General features: G+C 61.9%; 11 protein-coding genes. 1 reads left to right on the top strand and 10 read right to left on the bottom strand.

Translation table 11 applies throughout. From position 1 onward, the window contains the following. Window positions 1-42 precede the first annotated feature (42 nt). The 4 genes from Q0K02_RS10025 to Q0K02_RS10010 form a co-directional block, all read right to left on the bottom strand. Complete coding sequence (locus Q0K02_RS10025; RefSeq protein WP_294488246.1) at window positions 43-1,968, bottom strand: TRAP transporter large permease subunit; 1,926 nt, start codon at window positions 1,966-1,968, stop codon at window positions 43-45. Window positions 1,969-2,172: 204 nt separating this feature from the next. Beyond that, window positions 2,173-3,249, bottom strand: coding sequence for a TRAP transporter substrate-binding protein (locus Q0K02_RS10020; protein WP_294488243.1), 1,077 nt, complete (start codon window positions 3,247-3,249; stop codon window positions 2,173-2,175). Between the two features lie 13 nt (window positions 3,250-3,262). Next, the gene (locus Q0K02_RS10015; protein ID WP_294488241.1) at window positions 3,263-3,475 is read right to left on the bottom strand and encodes a 4Fe-4S binding protein; all 213 of its coding nucleotides are present in this window, start codon (window positions 3,473-3,475) and stop codon (window positions 3,263-3,265) included. 117 nt (window positions 3,476-3,592) lie between these two features. Beyond that, the gene (locus tag Q0K02_RS10010) at window positions 3,593-5,254 is read right to left on the bottom strand and encodes an FAD-binding protein (protein ID WP_294488239.1); all 1,662 of its coding nucleotides are present in this window, start codon (window positions 5,252-5,254) and stop codon (window positions 3,593-3,595) included. Window positions 5,255-5,590: 336 nt separating this feature from the next. Between Q0K02_RS10010 and Q0K02_RS10005 the strand changes: the two genes are divergently transcribed. Then, window positions 5,591-7,207: an RNA repair transcriptional activator RtcR family protein gene (locus Q0K02_RS10005; RefSeq protein WP_294488237.1), complete on the top strand. Its 1,617-nt coding sequence runs from the start codon at window positions 5,591-5,593 to the stop codon at window positions 7,205-7,207. Between the two features lie 221 nt (window positions 7,208-7,428). Here the strand turns inward: Q0K02_RS10005 and Q0K02_RS10000 are convergent, their stop codons facing one another. The 6 genes from Q0K02_RS10000 to Q0K02_RS09975 form a co-directional block, all read right to left on the bottom strand. After that, window positions 7,429-7,881: a GNAT family N-acetyltransferase gene (locus Q0K02_RS10000; RefSeq protein WP_294488235.1), complete on the bottom strand. Its 453-nt coding sequence runs from the start codon at window positions 7,879-7,881 to the stop codon at window positions 7,429-7,431. An 84-nt stretch (window positions 7,882-7,965) separates the two neighbouring features. Further along, a complete protein-coding gene (locus tag Q0K02_RS09995) occupies window positions 7,966-9,309 on the bottom strand; it encodes a malic enzyme-like NAD(P)-binding protein (protein WP_294488232.1) in 1,344 nt (447 codons plus the stop codon). Window positions 9,310-9,324: 15 nt separating this feature from the next. Further along, window positions 9,325-10,434 (bottom strand): alanine--glyoxylate aminotransferase family protein, encoded by a 1,110-nt coding sequence (locus tag Q0K02_RS09990; protein WP_294488230.1) that lies wholly within the window; start codon window positions 10,432-10,434, stop codon window positions 9,325-9,327. 640 nt (window positions 10,435-11,074) lie between these two features. Further along, window positions 11,075-12,544 (bottom strand): Asp-tRNA(Asn)/Glu-tRNA(Gln) amidotransferase subunit GatA, encoded by a 1,470-nt coding sequence (gene gatA / locus Q0K02_RS09985; protein WP_294488227.1) that lies wholly within the window; start codon window positions 12,542-12,544, stop codon window positions 11,075-11,077. Then, on the bottom strand, window positions 12,545-12,838 hold the full coding sequence (gene gatC / locus Q0K02_RS09980; RefSeq protein WP_294488225.1) for an Asp-tRNA(Asn)/Glu-tRNA(Gln) amidotransferase subunit GatC: 294 nt from the start codon (window positions 12,836-12,838) through the stop codon (window positions 12,545-12,547). Between the two features lie 128 nt (window positions 12,839-12,966). Further along, window positions 12,967-14,694, bottom strand: coding sequence for a penicillin-binding protein activator (locus Q0K02_RS09975; protein ID WP_294488223.1), 1,728 nt, complete (start codon window positions 14,692-14,694; stop codon window positions 12,967-12,969). Between the last annotated feature and the right edge of the window lie 622 nt (window positions 14,695-15,316).

Here is a 15,316-nt window from a genome sequence, read left to right as displayed (position 1 = left end):
GAACCGGGGGAGTGGCAGCTTCAGGGAGCGTGTTGAGGAGAATCAGTGCATCATGGAAGGCAGCCACAGGCTGAGCTGCGGGAAGGCCACGATGAGTCCGACGCACACGAACAGGCCCACCACGTAGGGAAGCGATGCCTTGTACATGAGGCCGATGGGCACGTCGGCAATGCCCTTCATGACGAAGAGGTTGATGCCGAAGGGCGGGGTGATGCAGGCCATGTTCTTGACCAGCGTGGAAATGACGCCGAACCACACGAGGTTCCATCCGAACACCTTGGCGATGGGCACGAAGATGGGCACACAGATGAGCACGAGCGGAATGGCGGGGATGAAGCATCCGAGGAAGCAGAGCACGAGGATGATGGCCACCATGACGAGCATGGGAGCGAGGTCGAGGGCGGCGATGGAGTTGGCGAGCACCATGGGGATGCGGCTCAGGGTCATGAAGTTGCCGAGCAGGTTGGCACCGGCGAGCAGGGCGAAGCACATGGCGGTGAACTTTCCGGCGTCGTTGAGGGCGGAGGAGAGCTTCTTGGTGGTCATGCGGCGCAGGGCGTAGGCCAGGGCCAGCATGCCGAACACGCCCACGCCGCCGCCTTCGGTGGCGGTGAAGATGCCGCCGTAGATGCCGCCGATGACCAGAATGAAGATGGCCATGATGGGCAGGGCGGAGCGCAGGGAGGTGACGGCTTCGAGGCGGGAGACGCGGGGCGAGGCGGGCGCGGCCGCGGGATTGATGCGGGCCCACACCACGATGACGCCGATGAAGCAGAACATGCACAGAAGTCCGGGAATGACGCCGGCAATGAAGAGTTCGCCGATGGACTGTTCGGCGAGCACGCCGTAGAGGATGAAGGTGGTGGAAGGCGGAATGAGGCTGCCGATGGTGCCGGAACAGGCGAGGCATCCGATGGCGAGGGCGTCGTCGTAATGGCTCTTGCGCATTTCGGGCAGGGCGATGGCCGACATGGCCACGCTGCCTGCGAGGGAGTCGCCGACCACGGCGCCGAAGGCGGTGCAGGCGCACACGCTGCCGGTGGCGAGGCCGCCGCGCCAGTGTCCCATCCAGGAGCGTGCGGCGCGGTAGAGATCCTGACCGAACTGACCTTCAAAGCAGACGTAGCCCATGAGCAGGAAGAACATGAGGGGCGACCAGTCGTAGCTGGCCACGGTGTTGTACCAGAACTGCCCGAGCATGTTCCAGGCGGCCATGGTGCCGCGCATGTTGGAGATGAACACGGCGGCGGAGGCCATGAGGGCGTAGGCTACGGGCATGCCGGAGAAGAAGAGGAAGAACATGAACACGCAGCCCCACACGCCGAGCACCACGCTGGGAACGCCGCGCATTCTGTGCATGGCGAACCAGACGAAGGCGGCGGTGGAGGCGAAGGCCACGATGACGGCGAGCACGGTGGCGGTGGTGCCGTAGTTGTCGTGGGCCTTGAGGATGGCGGCGAGGAAGTCGTGAACGAGGGTGAGCAGCAGGAGCAGGCAGCCTGCGGAGGCGAACCACACGAAGGGAGCCACGGGGAGGTTGAGGGTGGGGGAATAGAGTTCGCAGGTGCTCGCATAGCGCATCATGGCGGCGAGGCACACGGCCACGGTGGTGACGGACCAGAAGGTGGTGACCACGGCGAGCAGGGTCTGCGTTTTTTCGCTGAGCTTGGCGGTGACCACGTCCATGACGATGTGACCGCCGGTCCACTGGGCGTAGGCCACGGAAGTGAAGAACACGATGACCATGAAGAACTCGGTGAGTTCCATGGTGCCGCTGAGGGGCCTGGAAAGGAAATAGCGGAGCAGAACGTCCAGCGTGGTGATGAGCACCATGAGCAGGAAGAAGAACATGCCGAGGGCGCTGGCTTTCTGGCACACGGTTTCCAGATGCTTCAGAATGTCGACGCATGCGCGCACAGGCGCCAGACCGGCGGGCCGGGGGGAGAGGTTGGTTGCTGATGATGCCATGACAGACTCCTGGACGTTATGCAATGAGCGTAGTGTGTTTCGGCATGACGCTCTGGAGGATGCGGCAAGGCCGCATCCGGGTACAAGGAAAAACCGCGTTTTTCCGCAGTACGCGGGAGTATTGTTGGAGAACGAGCCGGGAAGTTTCGGCCCGGAAAGAGGGAAAGGGCCGGGGGAAGAATTCCCCCGGCTGAGGCGAAAGGGTTACTTTTCCACGTACTGGGCGGCGCGGGACTGGGCCCAGGGGGTCATGTCGCGCTTTTCGAGTTCGCGGAACTTGGCGAGAATGGCTTCGGCGGGCAGACCCTTGTCCTTGGTGAACTGGATCCATTCGGCGTAGGTGGGTTCGGCGAGGGTGTCGGCCTTGGCGTAGTCGGCGTCGGAGAGCATGTGAAGCTTGCCGCCCTGTTCCTTCTGCCAGCGTTCAAGGCTGTTGTACTGCATGTCGTTCCAGAAGTCGCTGAAGAGCTTGGGCGCGTATTCGCGCGACACGTCGTCGATGATCTTCTGCAGATCGGCGGGCATGCTGTCGTAGGTGTCCTGGTTCATGACGCAGTAGAACACGGAGCCGCCGAGGTTCACGAGGGTGAGGTTCTTGATGATGTCGCCGAGCTTGCGGGAAACGAGCACTTCGCAGTCCACCACGGCGCCGTCGATGACGCCCTTTTCCAGGGACATGTACATGTCGGGCAGGGAAACGCCCACCACGGTGGCGCCGAGGGCGCGGGCGCGTTCCAGACGGATGCCGCCGCCCGACACGCCTATCTTCATGCCCTTGAGGTCTTCAAGGCTCTTGACGGGCTTGTCGCGGGTGCCGATGAGCATGCCCATGGTGTGGCCTTCCACGAAGAGCAGATGCGTGCCCTTCACGTCTTCCATGGCTTCCTTGGGGAAGGCTTCGTGCAGGGAGCGCACGAGGTTGGCGGCGTCCACGGTGCAGAGGCTGGGGCGCACGAGGTTGAGGATCTGTTCATGGAAGGGGTAGCGGCCGAGGCCGCCCACGGTGAACGTGGCTTCGCCGAGATCGGCCACGCCGGTGCGCACGGATTCCACCACTTCGGCCTGCTTGCTGAGGGCCTGGGCGAAGTAGGGTTCGATGACGATGCGGCCTTCGCTGCGTTTGGTGATTTCGTCGGCCCAGGGCTTGATGGCCATGGTCCAGCGGTTGTGGACCGGCGGAATGGCGAGATTGAGGGAAAGCACATAGTCCGCGGCCTTCGCGGGAATGGCGGCGGTCAGGATCATGGCGGCGCCGAGCAGAAGGGATGAGAGCCTGTTCATGCGTTTCCTCCGGTCAGACAAGGGTGTAGAGCGGGAACTCGAAACTGATGGCGTCCTTGGGGCAGCTTATGCGGCAGTTGCCGCAGTGCCAGCATTCGTGTTTGTATTCTTCGATGACGTGGGGAGTTTTGTCGTGTTCCTTGTCGAGGGCCAGGATATAGGCGGGGCAGTCTCTGACGCACATGCCGCAGCGGATGCATTTCTCTTCATGGAATACGGGAGGCATGAGTGATCTCCTGATGTTGACGTTTGGCGGGGAAAAGGAACCCGGGGAAGTCGGAAGCGCATGAGCGGCGCGTCCGGGCCCGGCTCCGGCGCGAAGGGGGAGCCGGGCGCAGAGGAATTATTTGCCGGCGGGTTCGAGCCAGGAAAAGACGGGGCCTTCGTCTCCCTTGACGACCACGAGCCCCTTGGCGAGGGCGGGATCCTTTTCGGGATAGTCGGTGAGCACGTACATGCCTCGTCCGCTTTCCTTGCGCTGGAGGCAGGCGTCGAGGTGGATGCGGCACAGTTCGAGAATTTCAAAGGCTTCGTGAATGCGCATGAGATCGTGCAGGTTGTCGGCGCGCACGCGGTCTCTGTAGCCGTTGATGAAGTTGAGGCGATCGAGGGCCACGGCCATGCCGGGCATGTTGCGGCGGAACTTGGCGTAGTAGTCCATGACCTGGCGGATGGGATCTTCAAAATCGCTGTGGGTCATGGTGCCGGAGGTGTTGTTGAGGGGCGCGAGAATGCGGTCGCGTTCGGCGAGAATTTCCTCGTCGGAGGGGCCGGCCATTTCGAGGGAGGGAGCGTTTTCGGCGGCGTGACCGCCGGCCACGAAGCCGCCGCACATGGCGCCGGAGAAGCTCGTGAAGTTGCAGCCGGCGTAGAGGCCGCGCACCGGGGTTTCCAGATTGTCGTCGGCAAGCAGCATGCCGGAGAGGCTGAGTTCGCCCACTTCGACTTCCAGCGGATACTTGCTGAATTCAATGCCGCGGGCCTTGCAGTAATCGAGATAGGTGGCCTTGTCGGCGGGCATGAGCACGTACTGCAGATGATGCACGTCGTGTTCGTTGAGGTGACGCATGTCCATGTAGAAGGGCGGGCCGTAGCCTTCGACCTGCTGCTGATTGGTGCCCATCATCTGATTGCGGCGGATGCCGTTTTCGCCCATGGGATCGTACTTGAACATGAAGCGTTCGCCGAGGGCGTTGAGTTCGTGGCCGCCCATGTTGTTGATGCCGTTCATGCCGGGCGCGCCCCAGCCCTTGGGGAGAATGGTGCCGCGGCAGGAGATGTCGGCGTTGACGATGGGCGCGCCGATGTCGTAGGCGAGGGTGAAGTAGCTGCCGGTGGTGAAGGGGGTGAACCAGCAGTTGTAGGGGTTGTGGGAAGAGTTGTTGGTGCAGCGCTGGGCGTGCCAGCCGAGGCTGTTGACGGCGGCGCGGCAGCGGATGGCGGAAACTTCGCCGGTGAGCACGTTGAAGCCCATGCAGCCGGCGATTTTGCCGTTTTTCTTGAACAGCCTGGTGATCTGGAAGTTGTCGAGCACGGTGACGCCGAGGGAGCGCACGCGCTTGGCGAGGCCGCGCTTGATCTTTCTGCCGTTGGGAATGTGCAGCCACCAGGCGCCGGGCTGACCGAAGCCCACGGAGCGGAAGTAGAAGCCGTCGTCGCGACGGAGGAATTCCACGCCGCACTCTTCGAGAATCTTGACGCAGGGCTTGAGGGCGTCGTGCCACTGTTCGATCTGTTTTTCGCGGTAGCCGTAGGCGGACTTCATGTAGAAGGCGACAAAGCTTTCCTTGTTGTCGTAGGGCTCGTCGGTGTCGAGCACGGCCATGAAGTGGTCGTTGCCGCCGCCGAGGGAGCCGGAACTTTCGAGCGTGCCCTTGCCGACCATGAGAACGTCGAGGCCCTTGCCGGCCGAGTTCAGGGCCGCGCCTATGCCGGAAGCGCCGGTGCCGAGAATAAGCACATCGGTCTCGTAAAGAGTACCCCAATCGTGTTTGACGGATTTCATATATGCTCCTTGGTGACAGATGCGTGATTGCATGACAAAAAAAGAGCAAGAATCGTGCCAGATCCGCGAAAAATAATATGCTGGAAAAACGCCATGTTGTGCAAGATGCTCGATGAATTTCAGGAGAATTTCAGAAAAATATTTGATTATCGGAGAAAAAGATGATTTTTTGATAAAAAATGCGGTTCGTGAAAAATAGATTTAATGAAACGGCGTTTTGCTTGTGATGTTTTAAGCAAGCCCGTTTTCCCCCGGATCCGTCCTGTGCTATAACGGAAGGCGTCTTCCGCATCGGAAGCCTTGCCCGGACAACGGAAACGCGCGCCAGGAGGCGGCATGAAAAAAAACGTGGTGTTCAGCACCATTTCCATCGATCACGACATTGCGGACGCCGATTCCCGCTGGAAGCTCTGGCGGCCGCTCGTGGAACTTGTGCAGGTGCGCAAATTTTTCATTCACCGGCTCTACTATTTCATTCCGCCGTCGCTCAAGGACAGGCTGAACGCCCTGCAGAAGGACCTCGAAGAGCTCGCCCCGCACACCGAAGTGGTGCCCGTGGTCATCGACACCAGAAGCAATTTTTCGCCGCAGTCCTTTGCGGAGAACTATCTTTTCTTCGATCAGTTCTTCAGTTCCTTTTCCTTCAACGAGCAGGAGGAGGACTACTATCTGCACTTCGGCCCGGGCAACATGTTTGCGCATTCGTTCATGATCATGATGCTGGTGAACATCAAGCGCATACGTTGCCGCATCATTCAGCTGCGCAGTTCCAAGGATCGTTTCGGACGCATCCATTCGACCATTCAGATTTACGACAACGCCATCAACAACTGGATATCCAAGATCGGCGACATCGAACAGCGCAAGCAGTCGCAGGATATCATACGCGGGGGCATCCGCACGAAGAATCCGGTGTTCAACCAGCTGGTGAAGGACATCGAGCACGTGGCGCGTCATTCCACGGCGCCCATTCTGCTTTACGGGGCCACGGGCACGGGCAAGACCATCATGGCGCGGCGCATTTACGAGCTCAGGCTCCAGACCGGCATGGTCACGGGGCCGCTGGTGGAGGTGAACTGCGCCTCCTTCCGCGGCGATTCGGCCATGTCGGCGCTGTTCGGGCACGTGCGCGGGGCCTTCACGGGCGCGACGTCCGAGCGCAAGGGCATGCTGGCCATGGCGCATTCGGGCATTCTTTTTCTCGACGAAGTGGGAGAACTCGGCCCCGACGTGCAGGCGCTGCTGCTCAAGGCCGTGGAGGAAAAGAGATTTTTCCCCTTCGGTTCGGACAAGCCGGTGTTCAGCAATTTTCAGCTCATCACGGCGACCAATCGGGATCTGTTCAACGACGCCCGCAACGGCAAGTTCCGCACCGATCTTTTTGCGCGCATCAATCTGTGGTATTTCCGCCTGCCGAGCCTGCGCGAGCGCCCGGAAGACATCGAGTCGAACATTGACTACGAGCTCAAGCGGCTTTCGGAAAAGCGCGGCATTTTTGCGGACTTTCTTCCCGAAGCGCGGGAACTCTATCTCGATTTCGCCCGCTCGCCGGAAGCCGCGTGGCCGGGCAACTTCCGCACGCTGTCGAGCAGTCTGGAGCGCATGCACACCTACGCCTTTCAGGGCATCATAACGAAGGAGACCGTGGAAAAGGAAATAGCCTATCTGCGTTCCCTCTGGCGGCGGCGGATGGAAAAACTGGAAGGCGTGGAATTCCCGCTCATTGCGCGGGCCTCCCATCTCATAGACCGGGAGCTCGACCTTTTCGACAAGGTGCAGCTTGAAAAGGTGCTTGAAGTCTGCCTTTCCTGCAATCGCCGCTCCGAAGCCGGACGCCTCCTCTTTGCCAGCTCAAGACTCCGAAAAACCAGCGCCGACGATACCGCGAGACTCAACAAGTATCTGCGTTCCTTCAATCTGTCGTGGGAGAGCGTGAAAAGCCTCGAAGAGTGACGGCATCTCTCCGCAGACGAGCCGTTGGCGGAAAATACGGGCGATCCCTCGGCAGAAAACGCAGACAAAACATCAGCGGAAAAGGCAGACCATCCGCCGTCAGAAAAGCAGACGCCCTGCCTGCGGAAAAGCAGGTGATCCGCCCCGCAGGCAATGCAGACGCTCCGCCAAAACGCGGGTGGTCGCGTCTGCTGCTGAAAAGGCGGACGGGGAAGGCGCGCTCAGTCCGGAAGGTGCTGCCTGAGATAGATCATGTCCCGGAGCACCTTGCCGTCTTCCACGATGGGGTGATCGTAGTTCTTGGTAAAGAAGTCCTTTTCCACATGGGAGAAGGTGAAGCCGCAGGCGTTGTAGAAGCCGAGCGTAGCCTCGCTCTCTCCGGTGCCCACCTGCAGCATGCCTTTGCCGCGGTAGCGGTTCAAAAGAAAAGCGATCATGTCCCGGCCGAGGCCCTGCCTCCGCAGTTCCGGGGCGACGGCGATGTTCTTGAGTTCGTACAGGCCGTCGTCTTCCTTCGTGACCACGGCGGCGGCCACGGCTTCATCCTTTTCGTCGAAGGCCACGAAGAGTTCGCTGCGCTCAAGATAGCGCTCTATCATGTTTTCCTGTTCGTCGGCTTCCAGAAGCAGGGGCAGAAAGCGTTTTTTGTGGTGTTCTATGAGGCGTATGATCATGAAAGCTCCGTACAGTAAAAAGGGCGCGCCCATGACGGACGCGCCCCGGTTCACGAGAGGCGGGACGTTTCCGCGCCGTCCGATTTATTTGTTGTAGCTTTCCCAGTAGGAAGCCATGCGGGCCTTGGCCTTGCTCATGCGTTCGCGCAGTATGAGGCGGTAGGCTTCCACGCTGCCGCCGATGTCTTCCATGCTGCCGCGGGCCACGCCGCTGTCCACGGCGGCCTTGGCCACGGCCGGGGCCACCCATTCGATGATGCGCGGATCAAGCGGCATGGGAATGATGTATTCCGGGCCGAAGGTGAAGTCGCGGCCGTGATAGGCGGCGCGCACGTCTTCGGGCACGGGTTCGAGGGCGAGATCGGCAAGAGCGCGGGCGGCGGCGATTTTCATTTCTTCGTTGATCTTGCTTGCGCGCACGTCGAGCGCGCCGCGGAAGATGAACGGGAAGCCGGACACGTTGTTCACCTGATTGGGATAATCGGAACGGCCCGTGCCCATGATGGCGTCGGGACGCACGGCCTTGGCCTCTTCATAGCCGATTTCCGGCACGGGATTGGCGCAGGCGAAGATTACGGGCTTTTCGGCCATGCCCTTCAGCATGTCGGGCTTGAGGGTTCCCGGGCCGGAGAGGCCGAGGAAGAGGTTGGCGCCTTCCATGGCGGCGTAGAGGGTATCGGCAATGGACGCGCCGGGGGCGGGTTCCTTCTGGGCGAAGGTCATCTGCACGTCGGACAGGTCGGTGCGGCCCGTGTGGATTAGCCCCTTGATGTCGAACATGGAAATGTTTTCCTTCTTCACGCCCATGGAGGCGTAGAAGCGGGCGCATGCCATGCCGGCGGCTCCCGCGCCCATGACGACGATTTTCATGTCGGCAATGTCGCGGCCCGTGATGCGCGAAGCGTTCATGAGCGCCGCGCCGGTAATGACCGCCGTGCCGTGCTGATCGTCGTGGAACACGGGAATGTTCATGGACTTTTTCAGCTCTTCCTCGATGTAGAAGCATTCCGGACCGCGGATGTCTTCGAGGTTGATGCCGCCGAAGGTGGGTTCGAGAGCCTTCACGATGTCGATGAGGCGATCGGGATCGGAGCAGTCGAGTTCGATGTCGAAGGCGTCCACGTCGGCAAAGAGCTTGAAGAGCATGCTTTTGCCTTCCATGACGGGCTTGCCCGCAAGCGGTCCGATGTTGCCGAGGCCGAGCACCGCGGTGCCGTTGGTGACCACAGCCACGAGATTGCTGCGGCCGGTGAGTTTGGCGGCTGCGGCTTCGTCGGCCACGATGTCGCGGCAGGCTTCGGCCACGCCGGGGCTGTAGGCGAGGGTGAGGTCGTCCTGAGTGGTGGCCTTTTTGCTGGGCATCACTTCAATTTTGCCGGGGCGGGGCAGGCCGTGATAGCGGCGCACGTCTTCCTTGGTGTAGCTCATGCATCTGATCCTTTGTTATTTTGAGAGAATGTCTTTCATGACGGCGAGGGCCGAGGTCATGGCTTCGGCGTTGGCCTGGGTTCCCATGTGCCCCATGCGGAACACCTTGCCGGCGAGCGGGCCGAGGCTGCCGCCCACGTACAGACCGCGTTCGGCCAGGGCAACGCGCCAGTCGTTCCAGGCCCAGCCTTCGGGCACGCGGATGGCGGTCACGGTGGGGGAATTCACGGCGTCTTTGGCGGGCCACAGCGAGAGACCGAGCGCCTGCACGCCTTCGCGGCACTGACGGGCCACCGCTTCATGACGGGCAAACACGTTTTCGAGACCTTCCTTTTCCAGCGCGGAAAGCGAAGCGTCCAGCGCGGCCACGCCCCACCAGTTGGGCGTGTAGGGGAAGCGCATGGGGTCTTCGATGGCGTGATCGAAAGGACGAATGGCATCATAGCCGGTGTAGTTCACTTCGCGCACGCGTTCCCACGCAGCCTCGCTCACGCTCATGAAGCTCATGTCGGGCGGGCAGGCCAGGCACTTCTGAGAGCCGCCGAGCACGCAGTCGGCATTCCATGCGTCGGCGTGTACGGGCGCGCCGCCCGCGCTGGCCACGGTGTCCACCACCAGGAAGGGAACGCCGAGATCCTTTTTCAGACGGCCGAGCTCTTCCAGCGGATTCAGCGTGCCGGAAGGCGTCTCGCAGTGAACGGCGGTCATGAGCACCGGATGATGCTCCTTGACGGCGTCCTTCACCTTTTCCAGCGTGGAGGCGGAAATGGTCTGGTCGTAGGGCTCGGAAATACGCACGGCCTTGCAGCCGATGACTTCGGCCATGTCAGCAAAGCCGTCGCCGAAAACGCCCGTGCCCACCGTAAGCACCGTGTCGCCGGGCTTCAGCAAGCTCTTGAGCGCGCCCCACAACACAAGCATGCCTTCGCCCGTGCCCATGAGCACGTCTTCCTTCGTGCCGAGCACTTTTTGAAGTCGCACGCGTACCGACTTGTAAAGTTCAAGATATTCCGTGCCCATGCGCGGCGGAGCGTAGTCGCGCGAAAGCGCGCGGGCAACATCGGGATGAACGGAAACAGGGCCGGGATAAAAAGGCATGGCCGCATAGGGCTTGAAGCTGTTCATATCATGCGCGGAAAGCAAACTCATGAACGGAGAAGACGCTTTTCCGCTCATGGTTGCCTTCCCCGCCCCCTCCCTCCCGGGAGAATTCGCCGGACGAATCCCTCCGTCCGTACCTGAAACATAACAAGCGTTTTCGTGGAAACCCCACGCCCTGTCAAGGCCCTTTCCCTTCCCCCGCTCTGGAAAGGCAGGAAGAGAGGAAAGACAGGAAAGGCAGGAAAGGCATGCGGGGGAAATAATTCCCCCCGCGCCCCCCTGATTCCGCCGACGGCGGTAAGTAGCCGGAATTCATTTCCGGCGTTAAACGCAGCCGCCGTCGTTCAAGTCACGCAGACCGTACAGCGTGTCTTGTGCTGGCGGTTTCCGGCCGACCGTGTCGAAGGAAGTGCTTTTCAAATGTTGAAAGCGGGGAAATCGGCGCGTGTAGCAATGCTGAGAGGAACGCGGACAGAAAGAGGAACGGAGCAGAAGAAAGGCAAAAAACAGGCAGGAAGACGAGGGAAAAACGCATCCGATTCCCCCAAAAATGCTGCGGGACGGACCCGCGAGGGTTCGTCCCGCAGCATTTTTGGGGGAGATTATCTCCCCCGATGCCTTTCCTGTCTTTCTTGTCTTTTCTGCCTTTCCGCCTTTTCTGCCTTTACACAGGGGCGTGCTGGTTATGGGTGCCGAGGGCGCGGGTGAGCTTGTCGCCGGCGAGGAAGAGTCGGCCTTCGTCGAAGGCGCGGCCCATGAGCTGGATGCCGACGGGGAGGTGACCGCTTTTACCGACGGGGATGGAGAGGCCGGGGAGGCCGGCGAGGTTGAGGGACAGGGTAAAGATGTCCATGAAGTACATCTGGAGCGGGTCGTCGGACATGTGTCCCATCTGCCAGGCGGGGACGGGGGAGACGGGGGCGAGGAGCATGTCGCAGGCATTGAGGGCGTCGAGGTAGTCCTGCCGGATGAGTCGGCGCACCTGAGCGGCCTTGCGGTAGTAGGCGTCGTAGTAGCCGGCGGAGAGCACGTAGGAGCCGAGCAGGATACGGCGCTGCACTTCGGGGCCGAAGCCTTCGGTGCGGGAGCTCGTGTACATGTCTTCGAGGTTTTTGGGATTGGCGGTGCGGTGTCCGTAGCGCACGCCGTCGTAGCGGGCGAGGTTGGAGCTGGCTTCGGCGGCGGCGAGGATGTAGTAGCTGGCGATGGAGTATTCCGTGTGGGGCAGGGAGACTTCCACCACCTTGGCGCCGAGTTCTTTGGCGGTTTCCACGGCCTTGTTGCAGGCGGCGGCCACGCCTTCGTCGAGGCCCTTGTGTCCGAAGAATTCGCGGGGCATGCCGAGGGTGAGGCCGGAGAGGTCGTTCTGGCTGGTCATGGCGGCGTGGTAGTCGGGCACGGGCACGGGGGAGGAAGTGCTGTCGCGTTCGTCGTGACCGGCAATGACCTGGAGCACGGCGGCGGCGTCTTCCACGGTGCGGGCGAGCGGGCCCACCTGATCGAAGGAGGAAGCATAGGCGAGCAGGCCGTAGCGGGACACGCGTCCGTAGGTGGGCTTGATGCCGACGCAGCCGCACAGGGAGGCGGGCTGACGGATGGAGCCGCCGGTATCCGAGCCCAGGGAGGCGAAGCACTGGCAGGCGGACACGCTGGCGGCGGAACCGCCGCTGGAGCCGCCGGGCACGCAGGCAACATCCCAGGGGTTGGCGGTGGTTTTGTAGGCGGAGTGCTCGGTGGTGGAACCCATGGCGAATTCATCCATGTTGTTCTTGCCGAGAATGACGGCTCCGGCCTGTTTCAGGCGTTCGACCACGAGGGCGTCGTAGGGGGAGAGGAATCCTTCCAGAATTTTCGAGGCGGCGGTGGTGGGGAGGCCCTTGAGGGTAATGGCGTCCTTCACGGTCATGGGCACGCCCCAGAGAGGCTTGTCGGAGAGGTCGGCCGGGCGATTTTTGTCCATGTCGCGGGCCTGTTCCAGGGCCTCTTCGTCGCGGCGGGCGAGCAGGGCGTTGATTCTGGGTTCGGTTTCGTTGATGCGCTTGAGGCAGGCGGCGGTGAGTTCTTCCGCGCTGGTTTCGCCGCGGCGCACGGCGTCGCGGGCCTCGCAGAGGGAGAGTTCAAACAGTTCGGCCATTTATTTTCCCTCCACGATACGGGGAACAATGAAGAACGCGCCGTCGGTGGCGGGAGCTCCGGCGAGGATGTCGGCGCGGTCGCAGCGGCGCACGGCAACGTCGTCGCGGAAGGCGCATTCATGAATCACGGGCGAATACAAAGGTTCCACGCCGGTGGTGTCGAGTTCGGAAAGTTTGTCCATGTAGGCAAGAATGCTGGAGCACTGCTGCGCCATTTCCTCCTGCGCGGCGGGATCCGGGGCCAGCCGGGAGAGGCGGCACAGGTGCAGAAAGTCGTTTTTGTCGAGAGACATGCTGTTTTTTCTCTTTTACAGGGTGGTTTGTTCTGTCGAAACTGGCGCGTTGACGTCGGCGTCGGGGGCGCTGAGTGTTTCGCGCGGGGACGTTCCGCGCAGCGCTGTGGGCGTTGCGCGGAACATGGTTACTTGCTGAGGGAATCCACGAGCTGATCGAAGCTCACGGGCCGCTGAGGAGCGGCGGGCGCGGCGGGTTCGGAAACGGAGAGGTCGCCGGAAGCGAGGCGGTCTCTGATCGTCTGCATGTCGGCCGGAATGTGTCCGGTGGACGCAGGCTGGAACAGGAACAGCTGACGGCTGGCCTTGCCCGAGGCGTCCCAGCGCATGGGAGCGGAAGCCCAGTCCAGGGAAGGCGCGGAGGCCAGGGCGCGGTTGAGCTGAGCGGGAGTCCAGCCGGGCTGCAGATTGAGGGCCGCGGCGAAGCGCACGAAGTCGAAGCCCAGGGCGGACCAGTCGTCGGTGCGCTGATTTTTGGCGGCCATGGCGTTGCGGAAGGCGCTCACGCCGGGGCCGGAAAGTCTGTCGTTCCACACGCCGGGGAAAATGGTGAGGGCGAAGGTGGCGGCGTTGTTGCGGCTGGTGGGGCCGAGGCTCTGTTCCCAGATGGAGGTTCCCATCATGAGACGGTTCTGCGCGCCGCTGTAGTGCAGGCTGGAGACGAGCATGTCCATGTTTTTCCAGCTGTCGGGCAGGAAGATGGCCTGAAAGTCGGCGGTGGCCACGGGAATGCTGCCGCGCTGCGAGCCCACCTGCGTTTTCACGAAGGCGCCGGCTTCCTTGGGCCAGGCGTTCATTTGGCCGGCGGTGTAGGAGCCGGAGGTCACGGAGTAGCCGCGGGCGGCGGCTTCCTGCATGAACAGGCCGCCCATGCGCTTGCTGTAGGAATCGCCGGGACTGAACACACCGAACGACGTGATGCCGAGCGAGGACGCGCCGTCGAGCAGGGCCTTGATCTGATCTTCGGGGCTGGCGAAGAAGCGCCAGGCGCGCACGCCTTCGTCGCCGGAAGGCAGCGACGCGGTGAAGGAGAAGAGGGCGCGGCCGGAAGCGGCGGCCTTGACGGCCTTGTAGCGGCCGGGAATGAGCGGGCCGCCCACCATCACGAACTGAGGCGGCAGCGACTGCACGGCCTGCTGCCATCCGGTGAGGCCGGTGTCGATGATGCGCAGATCCACGTTTTTGCCGGAGAGGCGCAGATCGTCCACGGCGGCCTGCGCGCCTGCGGCCACCTGACGGCCGAGGGCCGAGGCGGAACCCGTCTGAGGAATGACGAGCGCCACGCTCACCGGGCCGCTCTGACTCACTTCAGGAACCTGTCCGAGTCCGAGCAGGGAGGGAGAGGCGTAGAGCATGGGATTGGACAGCCGCGAGAGCACCGCCGAAGGATCGGAAACCAGACCGCGACGCGCGGCCTTGAGCATGACGAGGTTCCAGGGGAAGCTCTTTTCCTGATCGGCGGACACGGACGAGGCAAGCTTTCTGAGGGAATCGCTGTCCATGGCGTCGAGGTCGGCCCAGTACATGGTTTCCCAGGTGGAGCGCTGATCGGCCGTGGCGGAGGCGTAGAGCGAGGCAAGTTCCTTTCTGGCGGGATATCCCTGCCTGCCCGGACGACTCGCGGCAATGGAAAGTGCGCGAATCTTCAGCGCCTGAGAGGACGAAGGATTCTTCCAGACGATTTCGGCGCGCCGCCCCTGTTCCACGCCTGGGAGCCCGGCAATGCTGTTGATCCACATCGTGACTTCGTCCTGCCTCTGGAACGGCAGACGCTGCTTCTCCAGCAGCGAACAGCCGGATACAAGCATGGCAAGACACACGGAAAGAAGAAGGAAAAGGCGAAAACGGGCTTTCATGGCGGTATCCTTTGTTCGTCTGGGCAAACGGGCCCACCGGATTGCCGGAACGGCGAGCCGCAACGCAAACGAAAGACGCACCCCGCCCCCCGTTCCGCCGCGACAGCGGAAAGGTGCCGATCCGGAAAAACAAGACTCCGAACGTCATAACGCCCGGAGCCTTGAGCATAAATCAGCTTGCATGTGAGAGCAAGTGCGCAGTCAGCGCTTTTGCCCGCTCCCCTTGCCCGCTTCGTCCTTTTTCGTTCCTTCCGTGTCGTTCTTTCGCATGTCACGCATGCTCAGCGGATCAACCCGGAATCAGCACGACGTCGTGCCCCCGCCCCAGCGAATCACCATGGTCGCCACCAGCGCCAGCACAATAATCAGAACCGTGCCTAAACTGTCCATCCAGTCCATGACCAACCTCCTTGCTGAACTTCCTGCCCTTCCCCAAAACTCTACCCTAATCCCCCTCCAAGCGGAAGAGCCCAAGGAAAGGCAGGAAAGGCAGAAAGGCAGGAAAGGCAGAAAAGACAGAAAGGCAGGAAAGGCATGCGGGGGAAATAATTCCCCCCGCGCCCCCCTGGTTCTGCCTCCCGGCTTCGCCGGTTCGGCAGGACAGGGTGAACGGGATTATGCC

Origin of the sequence: uncultured Mailhella sp. (assembly GCF_944324995.1) — a bacterium.
Lineage (GTDB): Bacteria > Desulfobacterota > Desulfovibrionia > Desulfovibrionales > Desulfovibrionaceae > Mailhella.
This window is presented reverse-complemented; position numbering and strand designations above follow the sequence as displayed.

Excerpts from the sequence above, each read along its gene's own strand:
- Q0K02_RS10025 (WP_294488246.1), bottom strand. The coding sequence starts at position 1,968 with ATGGCATCATCAGCAACCAACCTCTCCCCCCGGCCCGCCGGTCTGGCG.
- Q0K02_RS10020 (WP_294488243.1), bottom strand. The coding sequence starts at position 3,249 with ATGAACAGGCTCTCATCCCTTCTGCTCGGCGCCGCCATGATCCTGACC.
- Q0K02_RS10015 (WP_294488241.1), bottom strand. The coding sequence starts at position 3,475 with ATGCCTCCCGTATTCCATGAAGAGAAATGCATCCGCTGCGGCATGTGC.
- Q0K02_RS10010 (WP_294488239.1), bottom strand. The coding sequence starts at position 5,254 with ATGAAATCCGTCAAACACGATTGGGGTACTCTTTACGAGACCGATGTG.
- Q0K02_RS10005 (WP_294488237.1), top strand. The coding sequence starts at position 5,591 with ATGAAAAAAAACGTGGTGTTCAGCACCATTTCCATCGATCACGACATT.
- Q0K02_RS10000 (WP_294488235.1), bottom strand. The coding sequence starts at position 7,881 with ATGATCATACGCCTCATAGAACACCACAAAAAACGCTTTCTGCCCCTG.
- Q0K02_RS09995 (WP_294488232.1), bottom strand. The coding sequence starts at position 9,309 with ATGAGCTACACCAAGGAAGACGTGCGCCGCTATCACGGCCTGCCCCGC.
- Q0K02_RS09990 (WP_294488230.1), bottom strand. The coding sequence starts at position 10,434 with ATGAACAGCTTCAAGCCCTATGCGGCCATGCCTTTTTATCCCGGCCCT.
- gatA (WP_294488227.1), bottom strand. The coding sequence starts at position 12,544 with ATGGCCGAACTGTTTGAACTCTCCCTCTGCGAGGCCCGCGACGCCGTG.
- gatC (WP_294488225.1), bottom strand. The coding sequence starts at position 12,838 with ATGTCTCTCGACAAAAACGACTTTCTGCACCTGTGCCGCCTCTCCCGG.
- Q0K02_RS09975 (WP_294488223.1), bottom strand. The coding sequence starts at position 14,694 with ATGAAAGCCCGTTTTCGCCTTTTCCTTCTTCTTTCCGTGTGTCTTGCC.